The organism is Sphingorhabdus rigui, assembly GCF_014196595.1.
Lineage (GTDB): Bacteria > Pseudomonadota > Alphaproteobacteria > Sphingomonadales > Sphingomonadaceae > Sphingorhabdus_B > Sphingorhabdus_B rigui.
Map to the genome: position 1 here is coordinate 658,240 of NZ_JACIEA010000001.1, position 18,927 is coordinate 677,166.

An 18,927-nucleotide genomic window follows, 5' to 3' on the forward strand; every position below is an offset into this window, starting at 1 on the left:
TCGATCGTTTCGAATGTTGCGAACGCACCGATGAAAGCCGTTTCAAAGACGGTCGATGTTTTGACGACCAGCCAATCGGAATCTGATGAAAAACGCGGCCGTAAATTGCGGAAACACGAAGAAGCTCTGGGGAAGCTCAGCCGTAAACGTGCCAAGGCGCGCAAACGCTGTGCTGACAGTGATAGAGACGCCTGCGAAAAGGCAGCGGACCTGAGCGATCAGATTGAACGCGAACAGGATCGCGCACGGTAAACGCGTTTGTCTGCCAACTGGTAATGGCTGTCGACAAACGGCCGATTTGAATGAAATTTTGTATCTCGTCGATTGTTAAGCTTTTTGGTCGAACGCAGCTTTCGCCTGAGGCCTGCTTACGGTTAAGGCGCCCGCATAGACCGATGGGGAAGACACCCGCGGGTCTCGTGGAGGGTTAATGCGCGTTTTTGAACTACGTTTGGCACTGTTGACGTCGGCTATGGCTGTGATGACTGTACCGTCTCAAGCTGTTGCCAATGACAGCGGCGCAAATGCCGAGGCATCTTCAGTTCGGGCCGGCAGCCGGCAATTCACACCCGATTTTTTCACCACCTACGCCCCCGTTACCGCGCTGGACATGGTGAAGCGCATCCCTGGATTTTCCATCAGTGAAGGTGAAGGGCGTCGCGGCTTTGGCGAAAATGCTGGCAATGTTCTGATCGATGGAGACCGGCCATCTACAAAGTCCGATGACGTGTGGACGACGCTGTCTCGGATTCCGGCAAGTCAGGTCGAATATATCGAGTTGTCTGAGCAGGCGGGCGCGGACACCGAAACGCAGGGGCAAGGGCAAGTCATAAATATCGTCCGTAAGCGGACTGCAAAGGTCAACGGCACCTATGAAGGGACGATCATCGCGGGAACCCGCTATGGTTTTCAGCCGTCAGTCAACGCGTCGGCGACGCTGCGGCGGGGCGAAACAAGTTATGAACTGAACGTGTCATCTTACTCTGAACGGGTCTACGGATTTGGCCCGGAAGATTTTAAGACGGGATCGGCTGTCTTGCTTGAACGGCGCTATTACAATGGCAAGGGCGGCCATGACCAAGCTGCCCTTGGCGGCGCCGTCAAGACCAAATTGGGCGGCAGCAAGGTCAACCTCAATGGCCAAGTGCGCTGGGATGACAGTTTCGACATTCGGGAGGCGGACTATTTCAATAGCTCCGGTGTGGACACCGCTGATGAGTTTTTGCTGCGTGGCGGCCCCGTTAGCGACATAAGTTATGAAGTCGGCGGTGACATTGAATTTTCTGCCTTGCCCAAGACGAATACCAAAATTGTCGCGCTGTATCGATCAGGGCACGAAAGCGCCTATAGCAGCATCGAAATTGCCCGCATGGGGCAGCCGGTGACTTTGTTTGAAACGCGCAGCCGTAACAAGCCCACAGAAGCCGTTATGCGCATCCAGAATGACTGGAGCGGGCCCAGGAGGCATGCCGTCCAATTCGGCGCTGAGATCGCTTATAATCGCCTTGATGCACGTTTCAGCGTCGCCAATTCGGTCGCCGGTGCGGTGACCAGTTTCCCGGCATCAGATGTCCTCGTTCAAGAAACGCGGTTTGAACCATTTGTCGGTGACGTATGGACGCTTGGCCCATCATGGAAAGTTGAAGCCGGCGCAATTGCCGAATTTTCCAAACTGACCTTGTCGGGTGACAGTATAGCGGAGCGGAGCTTTCAATTTATCAAGCCCCGCGCGATTGCGACGTGGACAATCAATCCGCAAACCACTTTGGAATTGCGCGCCGAACGTCAGGTTGCCCAACTGAACTTCAATGAGTTTGCCACGTCGGTCGATGTGACCGTCGGAAATCAGGTGGATGCTGGCAATGCGGATCTTGTCCCCGAAAAAACAACGACTGTCTCGGGTCTCATCCGTCACAAGTTTCTGGAACGCGGCAGCATTCAGTTCCGTGGTGATTACCAGTTGGTCAGCGATACCCAAGACCTTGTGCCCATCACGATACGTGACAGCAATGGAGCCATCACCGCGCAATTTGATGGCACCGGGAACATTGGCAAAAGCAAGCGATGGAATGCCGAGCTGGAGATAACATTACCGCTGGATTGGTTGACGCAGCCCATTGGGTTCGCGGGCATCGAAGCGAAATATATTGGACATTACCACGGCAGCAAAGTGACCGACCCCGTCACTGGGTTGAACCGTCGCATGTCCAACCGTCCATTGTGGCACCAACAATGGGATATCCGTTATGACATGGCTGACCTAGGCCTGGTTTACGGCGCGTCCTTCAGTGTGCAGGAACCGAACTACGCATATTTCTTCAACGAGATCAGGCGTCAGCACGAGGGCACGCGATCGACAGTGTTTATTGAATATAGCAAGTTCAGCCTAGGGACACTGCGTTTCCAAGTGACCGACATGGCAGAAGTGCACCGGGACCGGTTTATTTATGCCGGAACGCGGGCGTCTGGAGGCTTTGATCAGATCGTGAACCGGAAACGCAGCCTGGATCCGTTGTTTCAACTGTCGTTGTCCGGGAAATTCTGATTATTCGCTGCGCAACGCTTCAATCGGCGAAAGACGTGATGCCCTGATGGCGGGGTAGCCGCCAAATACGATGCCGATGATTGCCGAAAACGCGACAGACATTAGTGCGGTGTCCAACCCGACGGGGGCCGGGAAGTCGGCCACTTGCTGAAATATCGCGGCGGCGAGGATCGCCAATGTCAGGCCGATAGCGCCGCCAATGACGCACAGCACAGCGGCTTCAACGAGGAACTGGTTACGGATGTCGCTGCGCTTTGCGCCCAGCGCCATGCGAAGGCCAATTTCCCGCGTGCGTTCGGTAACGCTGACCAGCATGATGTTCATGATACCGATCCCGCCCACCAGCAACGATATGGATGCAATAGCGACCAAAACGGCCTGAAAAATCTGCGTCACTTGACCGGTCGTCTCCGCGATTTCCGTTGTTGTGCGCACAGTGAACGGGCTAATCCTTCCTTTGGGTACGCGGTAGCGGTCGCGTAACATGCGTTTGATTTCCCGCTGCCCCGTGAGCAGTGAATCTTCATCCTCGAAACCGACGAACAGCAGTGTCACATCGTCAGGTCCCTGCATCGCCGTCGTCTGCAGCCGCTGGCGCAGCGTCGTGATCGGCACCACAATTTGGTCGTCATTGTCGTTACCCAAATTGCTGCCCTTGCTTTCGAGCAAACCGATGACCTTAAAGGGGACGCGATTGATGCGCACGGTTTCGCCTACAGGATTTGCATCCGCGAACAGCTTGTCCGCGACCGTCTGTCCGATCACAACAACACGTGCCGCCGCACCGACATCGCCATCGGTCAGAAAACGGCCTTCGGACGCAGCGACGTTGGACACAATGCCATATTCAGGCGTGGCGCCAGTCGCTTGTGTGGTAGCGCTGCGGCCCGGTGTGACCAGTTGCACGCTACTGCGGATCTGGGGTGCAACAGCGCTCACGCCCGATACCTGCCGCAAAATGGCACGGCCATCGCGCTCGGTTAAGCGGCCGCGGTCTGTGGAACGCGGCGGGCCGCTGCCGCTGTCGGGCTGCGGCACGACGATGGCCATATTCGAACCTAATGTCGCGATCTGCTGCGTCACCGAAACCTGTGCGCCATTGCCCACCGCTACCGCTAAGATGACGGAGAATACCCCGATCATCACGCCAAGCGTGGTGAGGATAGAGCGCATCAAATTGGTGCGCAGCGCCGTCATCGCAATTGCAATATTGACGCCCCAGCCAGCGATGGAGTTTAGCAGCTTACTCATCCGGCAACCGCGCGGCGTCGCGATTTGACCGCAGCGTCTTCAATGATCCGCCCGTCGCGAAAGACAATCCGTCGTTCGGCATATTCGGCAATATCGGGCTCATGCGTGACGACGATGAGGGTAATGCCTTCGTCGTTGAGTTTCTGGAAAATACCCATGATATCGAGCGATGTCTGGGTATCCAGCGCGCCTGTTGGTTCGTCAGCAAGCAGCATGAGGGGGTCGGTGACCAACGCGCGGGCGATGGCAACGCGCTGTTGCTGGCCACCCGACAGCTTGGCAGGGGTGTTCTGCAAACGGTTACCAAGCCCCATCGCCTCTAGCTTCGCCTGCGCACGTTCCCGGCGTTCGGTATAGCCAAGGCCAGCGTAAATGAGCGGTACCGCCACATTGTCCAACGCGCTCGTGCGGGCGAGCAGGTTGAACTGTTGAAACACAAAGCCAATTTTGCGGTTGCGGATTTCAGCCAACGCGTCGCTGTCGAGCGTTTTTGTATCGATGCCGTCAAGTAACAAGGTGCCCGATGTGGGTATATCCAGACAACCGATCATATTCATGAACGTCGATTTGCCCGAGCCGCTGGCACCCATAATCGCGACGAACTCGCCACGCTTTATGGTCAGGGAAACGCCGTTGACCGCGTGCAGAACCTCGCCGCCGATCACATAATCTTTTACCAGATCATGCGTTTCAAGAAGCGGCGCTGTCATCTTCGTCCGCATTGTCGTCGGTTTTGGGTTTCGGCTTCAAGGATTTTGTCCGGACGAGAACTTTGTCTCCCGCTTTGATGCCCGAAGTCACTTCGGTATAATCGTCACCTTGTAAGCCGATCTGAATCTGTTTCCTGACCGGGCGATACAGATCGGTTCCTGCCAGATACAATGTAGGCTTGGGCGTTTGCTTTTTTTCGGGTGCCCCGGGCTTTTCTTCTTTCGGTTCGCCCCGGTCGGCCAATTTGGGACGGAAGCGAAGCGCGTTGGTTGGCACGCGCAACACATTGGCCTTTGCGCCAGTGATGATTTCTACATTCGCGGTCATTCCGGGCAGCAATTTGCCATCTTTATTGTCCACGTCGATGATGACGAGATAGCTGACCACATTCTGCGTTTCCACCGGAGCTTTGCGGACCTGTCGGACTTTTGCGCGGAATATATCATTGGGGTAACTGTCGACGGTGAAGGTCACATCTTGGCCTTCGATAATCTGGCCGATGTCTGCTTCGTCAACCGATGCCTCGACTTGCATCTTGGTGGTGTCGGCCGCGATTTCGAAAAGGTTTGGCGTTTGGAAACTGGCGGCGACGGTGGTGCCGGGTTCAACAAGTTTATTGATGATGACCCCGCTGGCAGGCGCGACAATAACGGTGCGGTTCAGATCGAGCCGTGCTGACGAAAGCTCCGCCGTGCCTTGGCTGATCTGTGCATTGCCGCTTTGCGTTTGCGCCAGTGCAACCTGCAAGGCGTTGCGCGCGCTGTTAAGCTTGCTTTGCGCGATGTCGAGGCCTGCCTTCGACACAAAGCCGCGTTCCGCCAGCGCCCGTTGCCGCGCAAAATCGCGTTCCTGTATCTCAAGCTCCGACCGCGCACGGGCAACATTGGCAACCGTTTGCTGTAAACCGGCGCGGGCAAGTGCAACTTGTGCTTCGGACTGCTGCACGCGCGCACGCACGCGGGTTGAGTCGATCTCGGCAAGGACTTGGCCTGCCTTAACCGGCGAATTGAAATCGACGTAGACCTTGGTCACTTGTCCCGACACCTCGGTGCCGACCTTGATTGTGTTCAGCGCGCGAACTTTGCCGCTGGCCGAAACCTTGCGCAAAACTTCGCCGCGCGTGACGGTCTCGCTGACATATTCATAGTCATGCGGGGTAGGGCGTACGATGCGGTAGAGAATGAATAGCAGTACAAGCGCGATAATCGCTGACCAGACGCGGTGCCGTTTCACCCAAGCCCGTATTGTTTCAAACATCCGACCCGCCCTCAATTGTCTTCCGTCACTGTATATGTAGTGCAAAAAGATTAGGCCAGTGATTTATTCACATAACACAGCAAAAAGCCCGCCGGAATTGCTTCCAGCGGGCTTTTGTTATTCCTTGAAGGAAGCGAAGCTTATTCCTCTTCGCCGGCATCCACAACATCATCGATGGCGGCGTCAGTGGTGGTCAGATCATCCGAAATCACCTTTGCCAACACATCGTCACCGATGGCTGCTTCAGAACCCTGTGCCAATTCAGCAGCATGCTCTTCAGCTGCTGTCTCAGGCGCAATCAGGCTTTCCTGAAGCTTTTTGTAGCTGGCACGAAGCGCAACGTCGCGGCTTGTCGCGGCAATCCGCATGCGGTTCATGGCAGAGCCAGTACCCGCAGGGATCAGACGACCAACGATGACGTTTTCCTTCAGACCGGTCAGGATGTCCTTCTTACCTTCCACAGCGGCCTGTGTGAGGACGCGTGTGGTTTCTTGGAAGGATGCTGCCGAGATGAACGAACGTGTCTGCAACGAAGCCTTGGTGATGCCCAACAGAACCGGGTTACCGGTTGCAGGCGCCTGACCCTTGGACAGCTTCGCATTGATTGCGTCCATTTCTTCGCGGTCAACCTGTTCGCCGGGAAGCAAGGTTGTGTCGCCACCGAATGTGATTTCAACCTTCTGCAACATCTGACGAACGATCGTTTCGATGTGCTTGTCGTTGATCTTCACGCCCTGCAAACGATACACTTCCTGAATTTCTGCAACCAGATATTCAGCCAGTGCTTCAATGCCCATGACTTCAAGGATGTCATGCGGGTTCGGCGAACCAGCAATCAGGTTATCGCCCTTACGAACGAAATCGCCTTCCTGAACATCAAGTACCTTCGACTTCTGGATCAGATACTCAATACGATCGCCTTCTTCCGGAACAATCGCGATCTTGCGCTTCGCCTTATAGTCACGGACGAATTCAACGCGGCCCGAAATCTTCGCAATGATTGCGTTATCCTTCGGAATACGTGCTTCGAACAATTCGGCAACGCGTGGCAGACCACCGGTGATATCACGGGTCTTGGCAGATTCACGGGTCACACGAGCGATAACATCGCCTGCCTGAACCATGGCACCGTCTTCAACCGAAAGCATCGTTCCTACGCCGAGCAGATAACGCGCAGCTTCACCGCTATCGTCATCCAGCAAGGTAATGCGTGGACGAAGGTCTTCTTTCTTGGTGCGGCTGCCGGCACGATCTTCGATAACGACGCGCTGGGCGATACCCGTTGCTTCGTCGGTTTGCTCGGTCAGCGTCTTGCCGTCGATCAGGTCCTGATATTTAATGATACCTGACTTTTCGGTGATGATTGGCATGGTGAATGGATCCCATTCAGCCAGACGATCACCAACATTGACCTCCGCACCATCTGGGAATGCCAACGTCGCACCATAAGGCAGACGGTGAATTTCCATCTCGCGGCCATCCTTGTCGACGATGACAAGTTCACCGTTACGGGCCATCGCCAGGCGCTTCTTACGCTTGTCGACGATGCTTGGCAGATCGCGATACATGACCTTACCCGATGCAGTTGCATCAAGGTTCGATTGTTCGTTCAACTGCGCCGCACCACCAATGTGGAAGGTACGCATGGTCAGCTGGGTTCCAGGCTCACCGATGGACTGCGCCGCGATAACGCCGACAGCTTCACCGATGTTGACTGGCGTACCGCGAGCAAGGTCACGACCGTAGCAGGTACCGCAAACACCGACCTTGGATTCGCACACCAGCGGTGAACGGATCTTGAGGGCCTGAATGCCGGTTTCTTCCATCGCAGCAACCATTGGCTCGTCGAGCAAGGTTCCGGCAGGGATCAGCACCTTGCCATCAAGGCCAAGGATATCTTCTGCCGTGGTACGGCCAAGGACACGCTCACCAAGTGAGGCGATGGTTGAACCACCCTGAACGATCGAACGCATTTCCAACGCGCGCTCGGTACCGCAATCGACTTCAACAATGGTGCAATCCTGCGATACGTCGACCAGACGGCGTGTCAGGTAACCTGAGTTTGCGGTCTTCAGTGCAGTATCGGCCAGACCCTTACGGGCACCGTGGGTCGAGTTGAAATACTCGAGAACGGTCAGACCTTCCTTAAAGTTCGAAATGATCGGCGTTTCGATGATCTCGCCCGAAGGCTTGGCCATCAGACCGCGCATACCGGCAAGCTGCTTCATCTGCGCTGGCGAACCACGCGCACCGGAGTGGCTCATCATGTACACCGAGTTGACTGGCAATTCACGGCCATGTTCGTCGGTTGGCGATGCCTTCAGCTTGTCCATCATGGCGTTGGCGACCTTGTCACCACATGTGGACCAGGCGTCGATGACCTTGTTGTACTTTTCCTGCTGCGTGATCAGACCGTCCTGATACTGCTGCTCAAAGTCGGCAACAATTGCCTTGGTTTCAGCAACCATTTCCGTCTTTTCTTCCGGAATGATCATGTCGTCCTTGCCGAACGAAATGCCGGCCTTGAACGCATATTTGAAACCGAGCGACATGATGGCGTCGGCGAACAATACCGTGTCTTTCTGACCCGTGTGACGGTAAACCTGATCGATAACGTCGCCGATTTCCTTCTTGGTGAGAAGGCGGTTGACGGTTTCGAACGGCACGCGGTGGCTCTTTGGCAGCGTTTCTGCGAGCAACATACGGCCTGGTGTGGTGTCAAAGCGAACCATGCGCTCAACGCCATCTTCACCGGTCTGTGGAACGCGGGCGATGATCTTGGAGTGGAGCGTTACGGCACCAACTTCAAGCGCCTGATGCACTTCAGCCATGTCGGACAGCATCATGCCTTCGCCTGGCTCGCCGCGGCGATCCATTGAAAGATAATACAGACCCAAGACCATATCCTGTGAAGGAACGATGATTGGCTTACCGTTTGCAGGCGACAGGATGTTGTTGGTGGACATCATCAAAACGCGTGCTTCCAACTGGGCCTCAAGGCTCAATGGAACGTGAACAGCCATCTGGTCACCGTCAAAGTCGGCGTTAAAGGCCGAGCAGACGAGCGGGTGAAGCTGGATAGCCTTACCTTCAATCAGGACAGGCTCGAACGCCTGAATGCCCAAACGGTGAAGTGTCGGTGCGCGGTTCAGCAACACAGGGTGCTCGCGGATAACCTCATCGAGGATGTCCCAAACTTCCTTACGTTCCTTTTCGACCCACTTCTTGGCTTGTTTCAGGGTCATCGAAAGACCCTTCGCATCCAGACGCGAGTAGATGAACGGCTTGAACAGTTCGAGCGCCATCTTCTTTGGCAGGCCGCACTGATGCAATTTCAATTCAGGACCGGTCACGATAACCGAACGACCCGAATAATCGACGCGCTTACCCAAAAGGTTCTGGCGGAAACGGCCCTGCTTGCCCTTGAGCATGTCGGACAGCGACTTCAGTGGACGCTTGTTGGCACCAGTGATCGTACGGCCGCGACGGCCATTGTCGAACAATGCGTCAACAGCTTCCTGCAACATGCGCTTTTCGTTGCGGACGATGATGTCTGGCGCGCGCAGTTCAATCAGGCGCTTCAAACGGTTGTTACGGTTGATAACGCGGCGATAGAGATCGTTCAGATCGGACGTTGCAAAACGACCACCATCCAGCGGCACCAATGGGCGCAATTCTGGTGGAATGACGGGAATGACGTCCAAAATCATCCACTCGGGCTTGTTGCCTGAATCGATGAAGCTTTCGACGACCTTCAAACGCTTGATGATCTTCTTGGGCTTAAGTTCCGACTTGGTAACAGCAAGCTCGTCGAGCAGGTCGGTACGCTCTTGCTCAAGGTCGAGGTCCATCAACATGGTCTTGACGGCTTCGGCACCAATGCTGGCGGTGAAAGCGTCTTCGCCATATTCGTCCTGCGCGTCGAGCAATTCGTCTTCGCTCAGCAACTGGAACTTCTCAAGCGCGGTCAGGCCGGGCTCGGTAACGATGTAGTTTTCGAAATACAGCACGCGCTCAAGCTGCTTCAACTGCATATCAAGCAACAGGCCGATGCGCGAAGGCAGCGACTTCAGGAACCAGATATGCGCAACAGGGGCAGCGAGCTCGATGTGGCCCATGCGCTCACGGCGCACTTTGGTAACGGTGACTTCAACGCCGCACTTTTCACAGACGACGCCCTTATACTTCATGCGCTTATACTTACCGCAAAGGCACTCATAGTCCTTCACGGGTCCGAAGATACGTGCGCAGAAAAGGCCGTCACGCTCTGGCTTGAACGTACGGTAGTTGATGGTTTCGGGCTTTTTGATTTCACCAAAAGACCAGCTGCGGATTTTTTCCGGCGATGCGATCCCGATCTGGATCTGGTCAAATGTTTCGACCTTGGCGATGGGATTGTTGAATTTGCTCAGTTCGTTCATAATCTTTTCCTCATTGGGCTTTTGCCCATGAAAACCTAAGGGCAGGGGCAGGGGGCGGACCTAAGTCCGCCCGGCTCTGCTTATTCCGCTGCCTCGGCAAAGCCCTCGTCACCTTCGATCAAGTCGTGCGCTTTCAGGTCAACATTCAGACCCAATGAGCGCATTTCCTTAACCAGAACGTTGAAGCTTTCGGGGATACCGGCTTCAAAGCTGTCGTCACCCTTGACGATCGCTTCGTAAACCTTGGTACGCCCGATAACGTCATCGGATTTGACCGTGAGCATTTCCTGCAAGGTATAGGCCGCGCCATATGCCTGAAGTGCCCAGCATTCCATTTCCCCGAAACGCTGACCACCGAATTGCGCCTTACCACCGAGTGGCTGCTGCGTAACAAGGCTGTACGGTCCGATTGAACGGGCGTGGATCTTGTCATCAACAAGGTGATGCAATTTAAGCATGTAGATGATGCCTACGGTTACCTTACGGTCGAACTTGTCACCGGTACGGCCGTCGAACAGGTCGGATTGACCCGAACCGTCAAGTCCAGCGAGCTGGAGCATTGTGGTCACGTCCGCTTCACGTGCGCCGTCGAACACAGGTGTGCCCATTGGAACGCCGGTGACGACATTGCTTGCAAGTTCAATGATGTCCGCGTCGCTGCGGTTCTTGATCTCGTCGGCATAATCTTCGCCATAGGCCTTGGCCAAACGTTCGCGCACGATCGCTGGCGGTGCCGCGGCTTCAGGGTTCGGGTTATTGTGTCGCCACTCTTCCAAAGCCTCACCAATTTGCATGCCCAAACCGCGTGCGGCCCAACCAAGGTGGGTTTCGAAAATCTGCCCGACATTCATACGCGATGGAACGCCCAACGGGTTGAGCACGATGTCGACAGGTGTACCATCGGCAAGGAACGGCATGTCTTCTTGCGGAAGGATCCGCGAGATAACACCCTTGTTTCCGTGACGTCCGGCCATCTTGTCGCCTGGCTGCAGCTTACGCTTAACCGCGACGAACACCTTGACCATCTTGAGCACGCCAGGTGCGAGTTCATCACCGCGCTCCAGCTTCTCACGACGATCTTCGAACTTCTCAACGATCAGCTTGACGGCATCGTCATACTGAACCTTGACCGCTTCCAGGTCGCCCTGGATCTTGTCATCGGCAACCGCGATTTTCCACCATTCGTGACGCTCGACTTCGCTGAGATTATCCTCAGTGATCGTGTCGCCCTTCTTGATACCCTTTGGCGCTGCGGCTGCAGTTTGACCAATGAGCATGTCTTTCAGGCGGTTGTATGTCGCACGGTTCAAAATCGAACGTTCGTCCTCGCGATCCTTCGCAAGACGCTCGATTTCTTCGCGTTCGATGGCCATCGCACGCTCGTCCTTGTCGATGCCGTGGCGGTTAAACACGCGCACTTCAACAACAGTACCAGCTACACCAGGTGACAGACGCAACGATGTGTCGCGCACGTCGCTTGCCTTTTCACCAAAGATGGCGCGCAGCAGCTTTTCTTCGGGCGTCATTGGGCTCTCGCCCTTTGGCGTGATCTTGCCGACCAGAATGTCACCGGGGTGCACTTCTGCGCCGATGTACACGATGCCAGCTTCGTCGAGGCTGCGAAGCGCTTCTTCACCTACGTTTGGAATATCGCGGGTGATATCTTCAGGTCCAAGCTTTGTATCGCGGGCCATAACTTCGAATTCTTCGATGTGGACCGAAGTGAAGACATCGTCTTTCACGATGCGTTCGGAGATCAAGATCGAGTCTTCGTAGTTGTAACCGTTCCAAGGCATAAACGCGACGAGGCTGTTCTTGCCCAGTGCGAGTTCGCCCAGTTCGGTCGAAGGACCGTCGGCGATGATGTCGCCAGCTTCGATGACGTCACCAACCTTCACCAATGGTTTCTGGTTGATGCAGGTGTTCTGGTTCGAACGCTGGAACTTTTGCAGCGTGTAGATGTCGACGCCCGATTTGCCGGGTTCAACGTCGCCAGTCACGCGGACAACGATACGGGTCGCATCGACTTGGTCGACGATACCGGTGCGGCGTGCAGCGATAGCAGCGCCGGAATCGCGGGCAACGGTTTCTTCCATGCCGGTGCCGACAAACGGTGCTTCTGCACGGAGCAAAGGCACGGCCTGACGTTGCATGTTCGAACCCATCAATGCGCGGTTGGCGTCATCGTTTTCCAGGAACGGGATGAGCGACGCAGCAACCGAAACCAGCTGCTTTGGCGAAACGTCCATCAACGTGATCTGGTCGCGCGGTGCCATCAGGAATTCGCCAGCTTCACGTGACGAAATCAGGTCCTCGGCAAAGCTGCCATCGGCGTTCAGTTCGGCGTTCGCCTGCGCGATGGTGTTCTTCTGCTCTTCCATGGCGGAGAGATAGACCACGTCGTCGGTGACTTTATTGTCGATGACCTTGCGGTACGGCGTTTCGATAAAGCCATATTTGTTCACGCGGCTGAATGATGCCAGCGAGTTGATCAGACCGATGTTCGGGCCTTCTGGCGTTTCAATCGGGCAGATACGGCCATAATGCGTTGGGTGAACGTCGCGGACTTCAAAGCCGGCGCGCTCACGCGTCAGACCACCTGGTCCAAGGGCCGAAACGCGGCGCTTGTGGGTGACTTCCGAAAGCGGGTTGGTCTGATCCATAAACTGCGACAATTGCGAGCTGCCGAAGAATTCGCGCACCGCAGCAACCGCTGGCTTTGCGTTGATCAGATCGTTTGGCATCACGGTCGATACGTCAACCGAGCTCATACGTTCTTTCACGGCGCGCTCCATACGGAGCAGACCGACGCGATACTGGTTTTCCAGCAATTCGCCGACCGAACGGACACGACGGTTGCCGAGGTTATCGATATCGTCGATTTCGCCCTTGCCGTCCTTCAGGTTCACCAGTTCCTTGACCACGGCGAGGATATCCTCCGTCCGCAAGGTGGTGAGCGTGTCTTCAACGTCAAGCTGCAGACGCATGTTCAACTTCACGCGGCCAACCGCGCTGAGGTCGTAGCGATCTGGATCAAAGAACAGGCCAGCGAACAATGCTTCTGCGGTTTCGCGCGTTGGCGGCTCGCCAGGACGCATGACGCGGTAGATCGCATCAAGGCCCATGTCGCGGTTCTCGGCCTTGTCGGCCTTCAACGTGTTGCGCATCCATGCGCCGGTGATGACATGGTCGATGTCGAGCAGCTCAAGGCTGTCGATGCCGGCCTTGTCCAATGCTTCCAAGTTTTCAGCGGTGATTTCGTCACCCGCTTCAACATAAATCCGGCCCGTCTTTTCGTCGATCAGGTCGAACGCCGAATAACGGCCAAAGATTTCTTCGGTCGGGATCAGCAGATGCGTCAGGCCATCCTTGACCGCTTTGTTCGCGGCGCGTGGGGTAACCTTGGTGCCCGCAGGGAACACGACTTCGCCGGTCTTTGCATCGACGATGTCGAACATCGGTTTCGACGCACGCCATTGTTCCGCGTTGAATGGAATTTTCCAGCCACCGGTGCCACGTTCAAATGTCACGCGGTCGTAGAAGTGGCTGAGGATTTCTTCGTCGTTCAAGCCCAGCGCGTAGAGCAAGGTCGTGACCGGCAATTTGCGCTTACGGTCGATACGGACGTTGACGATATCCTTGGCATCAAATTCAAAGTCGAGCCACGAACCACGGTATGGAATAACGCGCGCGGCGAACAGATATTTGCCCGATGAGTGCGTTTTACCGCGGTCATGGTCAAAAAGAACGCCCGGCGAACGGTGCATCTGCGAAACGATAACGCGCTCTGTACCGTTGACGAAGAATGTGCCGTTATGCGTCATGAGCGGCATGTCGCCCATGTATACGTCCTGCTCCTTAATATCGAGGACCGAACGCGCTTCGGTGTCAGGGTCAACCTCAAACACGATGAGGCGCAATGTCACCTTCATCTGTGCGGCATAGGTAATTCCGCGCTGACGGCATTCTTCAACGTCATATTTGGGATCTTCGAGTTCGTAATGGACGAAGTCGAGTTCCGACGTTCCGGCAAAATCCTTAATCGGGAAAACGCTGCGCAGCGTTTTTTCGAGGCCGGATACATAACCAATGGACGGGTCAGAGCGCAGGAACTGCTCATAGCTTTCGCGCTGAACCTCAATCAGGTTGGGCATGTCGATAACTTCGTGGATGTTACCGAAGATTTTGCGGATACGCTTTTGACGCGAGAGTGTCGCAGGAGCGGTACGGGTTGCCATAAGGTGCTTTGCCTCAGTTAGAAATGTCAAACGCGCTAAATTCGTTTTCACCAGACAAGAAAAGGCCGCATGGCAAAGGTCCGAAGATTCGGGTCCTGCCGTGCAGCCGTTTCGCGTATGTGAAAATCCAGACCCTTCAATGCTTTAGCCAAGTTGCGCGACGACAAGGCCAATCCCGATGGGGCAGATGTTGGACGTCGTATAGAGCCGCAGGCGGTGAGGGTCAACCCCGGCCTGCGCCAATCACAGCCAATTCCGCGGCGGCGCAGCACCCGCAAGCGGGCCGGATTTGGCCCTTAAGGATACAAAAGACACCTGCGGCGATGAAATGATTGTCCCCTTTGTCGCTTTAAGTGTGGAAGGCGGCTGTTGTGCGAACCCCGATCAGCCAGAGGGGCAGTTACCGATGACCGCGCCGATGATCGCAGGGCAAATCCTACATTTCAAGGGGCGAGGGGTAGCGGTGCCGAAATGACCGGGGCCCGTCACCCTCCATTCGTCACCCTGGAGCCGAAGGCGTGCAGAGCACAACTGTTTCAGGGTCTTACTTTTTTACTACGTGAAAATTGGCACTTTAGGCGAATAAGCCGCTAGACATTTGTTCACAGTATGCTTCGGTTTTGGCGTTCATCCACTGAAGGCGGCATTAGCGAATAACTCTACCCATGATTTGAACGCTGTCGGGAACGGACAGGATACCTGTATCCCTAATGTCAAGATTTCCGCCGATTATCAGGTCGGCAGGTAGCGTAGTAATGGGGTTATATCTTAACACTAAGTCGTCTCTAACGGACAGTCGACATGGCAACGACGATATCTGCAGCCCATTTAGGTCAAGGCTATGATCAAAGTGCATATCTGGCCTGGCCAGTTCAAAATGAAAGAGCGCGCCCCAATCGCGAGCTAGAATCTGCCGGACCGTAGATTCGACGTTGGGAAAACGCTCAATGAAGGCTCTCAAGTTCACACGTCTATTTCTGGCATTGCGGAACTCTAGATTTGCGGGGCTAAGCAAATATCGACGGTTTTCTTTATGCAAACGAAACAGCACGAGTTTGCCGCTCTCCCGGTAATCTTCAAACCACGACTTGCTTTCGATGCACCAGCTAGTGTCGGTCGACCAGAAACGTGCTGCCTGATGGTTTTCGAGTGAGAGAGCAGACAAGCGGCCATCAATGTACAAGACGTGTGATCCTAAGATGATCGCCTCTAGGTGGCTGCGGTCATAATGTCCCAAAGATCGTCCATGCATGATGTGCGATAGTTGATCACAATTGTGAAAGGATCAATAAAAAAGATCTAAAACAATTAGTTAAGTCGATACGTCCCACGATTGTCGATAAAATCTATCACTCCAGCCGACTTCAGTTCCTGCAATACCCTACTCAGCGTCTGCTCTGGTGTTTCGCCCTTGCTGTTGACGTCCGCAATGATCTTGGCGAGCTCATGCTCGATGAGGTTTTGTCGGGTAAAATTGCTTGCGTGCTCGCTGTTCACTAGCCTCACGATTGCTGCATAAACAGCATCTTTCCAGCTCTTGCGCTTGTCGCGCGCGCTTTGGACATCTCCAACGAACCCGTTCGGCGCTGCAACGACGGCAGCCAGTTCGTCGACAGACATCGGATAATTTTTATGGATAATGCGATGGCAGTTCGGACACAGGGCGGCAAGGTCATCGAGAGTCGTAGCGCTTCCCTCTTGTATCAACGCCACAGGCTTCTTGTGATGCGCCTCAATATAATCTGCCGCTAGCGCTCCGTATATTTCAGATAGATTGATGCTACACGCTTCGCAGCGGGCTTCTGCCAAAGTGGCTTTGAACTTGGCAATAAGTTTTGGGTCACGCTCTCGTACCAAATGTAACTTTGGAACAAGTCGCCCTTCAAATCCTTCGTAGATATCTAACTCTTCTTTTAACTGGGACGGCTGGGGAGACGCTTTCCGCCACTGACGAAAACGCCAGATGCCTGTTCCAGCGTCACTTTCGAACAAGTCTTGTTTGTGCTTGAAGGCTTTATAATCGGAGCATCGTTCCTGCAGTCGTGCCCTCACACTTGCTGCCGGGTCTGCAGGGAAAGGGGCCTGGGCAACTTTTAGAACCTGCGCAGTAATATCGGAATAATGCGCTTCACCGCCAAGTGCTTCAAGTGCGTCGACAATGTTACCTACAGTTATTGGCATCGTATCTTTGCTTCCTGAAACGAACGCTAAATGATGTCGATAATTTTCAGCAAAGTCATCCAATTCTTATTGGTCAGGCAATCGAAATGCAGATTTCTGTAAAATAAGACTGCTCACTTTATATCTACGCCGAAGAAAGCACGCTCGAAACCGAGCGACGCGTAAACTTCGATTTCTAAATCCTCCCCATCGACTTGCGATGGGGAGGGGGACCGCCCGCAGGGTGGTGGAGGGGCCCCTCCGTCACGCCGCCGCTTCGCTCTGGCGCGCCACCTCCCCATCGCAAGTCGATGGAGAGGAGCCGTCCGCTCCAAAAACCACTTTCCCACACATCCCCATCCATTATCCCCATTCACCTAGCGTGATACAGGCGTTCCGCCATGCTTGAAGGGGCGGGGCAGCCCTGCTAGGGGCGGCTGCATGACCGAACTCTCGCTTATCCGTAATTTTTCCATAATCGCGCACATTGATCACGGGAAGTCGACCCTTGCGGATCGGCTGATCCAGCAAACGGGCGGCCTGACGGCGCGTGAGATGACGAGCCAAGTCCTTGATAATATGGACATTGAAAAAGAACGCGGCATCACGATCAAGGCGCAGACGGTGCGGCTGGATTATACCGCGAAGGACGGCATCACCTATCAATTGAACCTGATGGACACGCCGGGCCATGTCGACTTTGCCTATGAAGTCAGCCGCAGCCTCGCCGCGTGCGAAGGCGCGTTGCTTGTCGTCGACGCCGCGCAAGGTGTTGAGGCGCAGACGCTGGCCAACGTCTATCAATCGATTGAGCATGACCATGAAATCGTGCCCGTCATCAACAAGATCGATCTGCCCGCGGCAGAGGTGGACAAGGTGAAGGCCGAGATTGAGGAAATCATTGGCTTGCCCGCCGACAATGCGGTGCTGACTTCGGCGAAATCGGGCATCGGCATTGATGAGGTGTTGGAGGCCGTGGTCACGCGCATTCCGCCGCCCAAGGGCGACCGCAACGCGCCGTTGAAGGCGATGTTGGTCGATTCATGGTACGACCCCTATCTGGGCGTCGTCATCCTGATCCGCGTCATCGACGGCGTGATCAAAAAAGGTCAGGAAATCCAATTCATGGCGGCCGGCACAAAGCATTTGGTCGACCGCGTCGGCTGTATGCGACCAAAACTGGAAATCCTGTCCGAAATCGCGGCGGGCGAAGTCGGCATTATCACCGCGCAGATTAAAGAAGTCGCGCAGACCCGCGTGGGTGACACCATCACCGATGCAAAGCGCCCCGCCGCCGAACCGCTGCCCGGGTTTAAGGAAGTGCAGCCCGTGGTGTTCTGCGGCCTGTTCCCCACCGATGCTGCGGACTTTGAAAAATTGCGCGAAAGCATCAGCAAGCTGCGCCTGAACGACGCATCATTCAGTTTCGAAACCGAAAGCAGCGCGGCGTTGGGCTTTGGCTTTCGCTGCGGGTTCCTGGGGCTGTTGCACCTTGAGATCATTCAGGAGCGCCTGACGCGCGAATTTGACCTGGACCTTATCACCACCGCGCCGTCGGTTGTGTACAAGCTGGAGCTGAGCCGGTCGAAGACCGAAGATGCCCGCACTATGGAGCTGCACAACCCCGCCGACATGCCCGACATTAACCGCATCGCGGAAATTCAGGAGCCGTGGATTGAGGCGACGATTTACTGCCCCGACGAATATCTGGGCAGCATATTGAAACTGTGTCAGGACCGGCGCGGCATTCAAAAGCAACTGACCTATGTCGGTGGCCGTGCGCAGATCGTCTATGAACTGCCGCTCAACGAAGTGGTGTTCGATTTCTATGACCGGTTGAAGAGCATTTCGCGCGGCTATGCCTCGTTCGATTACCACCAGATCGGCCACCGCGAAGGCGACCTTGTGAAGATGAGCGTGCTGGTCAATGGCGACGCGGTCGACGCGCTGAGCATGATCGTCCACCGCGGCACCGCCGAAGCCCGCGGCCGCGGCATGTGCGAGCGTCTAAAAGACCTCATCCCGCGCCATTTGTTCAAAATCCCCATCCAAGCGGCCATCGGCGGCAAAGTGATCGCCCGCGAAACCATCGCCGCGATGCGCAAGGACGTAACCGCCAAATGCTATGGCGGCGACATCAGCCGCAAGAAAAAGCTGCTGGAAAAGCAGAAAAAGGGCAAGGCCAAGATGCGCGAGTACGGCAATGTCAGCATTCCGCAGGAGGCGTTTATTGCGGCCCTCAGGATGGGTGAGGAGTAAGCATTTGGCCGCTGCGCGATTGGGGCTCTTGCTTTTGGTCTTGACCAGCGCGGCGGGTTGCACCCCAATGACGAAGGAGGCAGCA

Annotated in this window: 8 protein-coding genes; 2 read left to right on the forward strand and 6 right to left on the reverse strand. The window is 55.2% G+C overall.

Translation table 11 applies throughout. From position 1 onward, the window contains the following. Nucleotides 1-430 precede the first annotated feature (430 nt). A complete protein-coding gene (locus tag GGR91_RS03065; protein WP_221204208.1) occupies nt 431-2,545 on the forward strand; it encodes an outer membrane beta-barrel protein in 2,115 nt (704 codons plus the stop codon). On the opposite strand, the gene GGR91_RS03070 is transcribed toward GGR91_RS03065, so the two are convergent. The 6 genes from GGR91_RS03070 to GGR91_RS03095 all read right to left on the reverse strand — a co-directional run bounded on the left by GGR91_RS03070 (nt 2,546) and on the right by GGR91_RS03095 (nt 16,667). Beyond that, the gene (locus tag GGR91_RS03070; protein WP_183939937.1) at nt 2,546-3,796 is read right to left on the reverse strand and encodes an ABC transporter permease; all 1,251 of its coding nucleotides are present in this window, start codon (nt 3,794-3,796) and stop codon (nt 2,546-2,548) included. Then, a complete protein-coding gene (locus tag GGR91_RS03075; protein WP_183939939.1) occupies nt 3,793-4,506 on the reverse strand; it encodes an ABC transporter ATP-binding protein in 714 nt (237 codons plus the stop codon). Before GGR91_RS03075 ends, GGR91_RS03070 begins: the two co-directional genes overlap by 4 nt. Beyond that, nucleotides 4,487-5,764 carry an efflux RND transporter periplasmic adaptor subunit gene (locus GGR91_RS03080; protein ID WP_183939941.1) on the reverse strand — a complete coding sequence of 426 codons (1,278 nt, stop codon included), beginning with the start codon at nt 5,762-5,764 and terminating at the stop codon, nt 4,487-4,489. The genes GGR91_RS03075 and GGR91_RS03080 overlap by 20 nt, the downstream gene beginning before the upstream one ends. A gap of 140 nt (nt 5,765-5,904) precedes the next feature. Beyond that, entirely contained in the window at nt 5,905-10,185 is a 4,281-nt protein-coding gene (rpoC, locus tag GGR91_RS03085) for a DNA-directed RNA polymerase subunit beta' (RefSeq protein WP_183939943.1), read from the reverse strand. Nucleotides 10,186-10,265: 80 nt separating this feature from the next. Continuing rightward, nucleotides 10,266-14,423, reverse strand: coding sequence for a DNA-directed RNA polymerase subunit beta (gene rpoB, locus GGR91_RS03090; protein WP_183939945.1), 4,158 nt, complete (start codon nt 14,421-14,423; stop codon nt 10,266-10,268). Nucleotides 14,424-15,731: 1,308 nt separating this feature from the next. Continuing rightward, the gene (locus tag GGR91_RS03095; protein WP_183939948.1) at nt 15,732-16,667 is read right to left on the reverse strand and encodes an HNH endonuclease; all 936 of its coding nucleotides are present in this window, start codon (nt 16,665-16,667) and stop codon (nt 15,732-15,734) included. 357 nt (nt 16,668-17,024) lie between these two features. Between GGR91_RS03095 and lepA the strand changes: the two genes are divergently transcribed. Next, nucleotides 17,025-18,842, forward strand: a complete 1,818-nt coding sequence (gene lepA / locus GGR91_RS03100; protein ID WP_183939949.1) for a translation elongation factor 4 — start codon at nt 17,025-17,027, stop codon at nt 18,840-18,842. The last annotated feature ends 85 nt before the right edge of the window (nt 18,843-18,927 follow it).

Bases quoted from the DNA above. Each gene is read 5' to 3' on its own strand.
- rpoC (WP_183939943.1), bottom strand. From the start codon at position 10,185: ATGAACGAACTGAGCAAATTCAACAATCCCATCGCCAAGGTCGAAACA.
- GGR91_RS03065 (WP_221204208.1), top strand. From the start codon at position 431: ATGCGCGTTTTTGAACTACGTTTGGCACTGTTGACGTCGGCTATGGCT.
- GGR91_RS03075 (WP_183939939.1), bottom strand. From the start codon at position 4,506: ATGACAGCGCCGCTTCTTGAAACGCATGATCTGGTAAAAGATTATGTG.
- rpoB (WP_183939945.1), bottom strand. From the start codon at position 14,423: ATGGCAACCCGTACCGCTCCTGCGACACTCTCGCGTCAAAAGCGTATC.
- lepA (WP_183939949.1), top strand. From the start codon at position 17,025: ATGACCGAACTCTCGCTTATCCGTAATTTTTCCATAATCGCGCACATT.
- GGR91_RS03070 (WP_183939937.1), bottom strand. From the start codon at position 3,796: ATGAGTAAGCTGCTAAACTCCATCGCTGGCTGGGGCGTCAATATTGCA.
- GGR91_RS03080 (WP_183939941.1), bottom strand. From the start codon at position 5,764: ATGTTTGAAACAATACGGGCTTGGGTGAAACGGCACCGCGTCTGGTCA.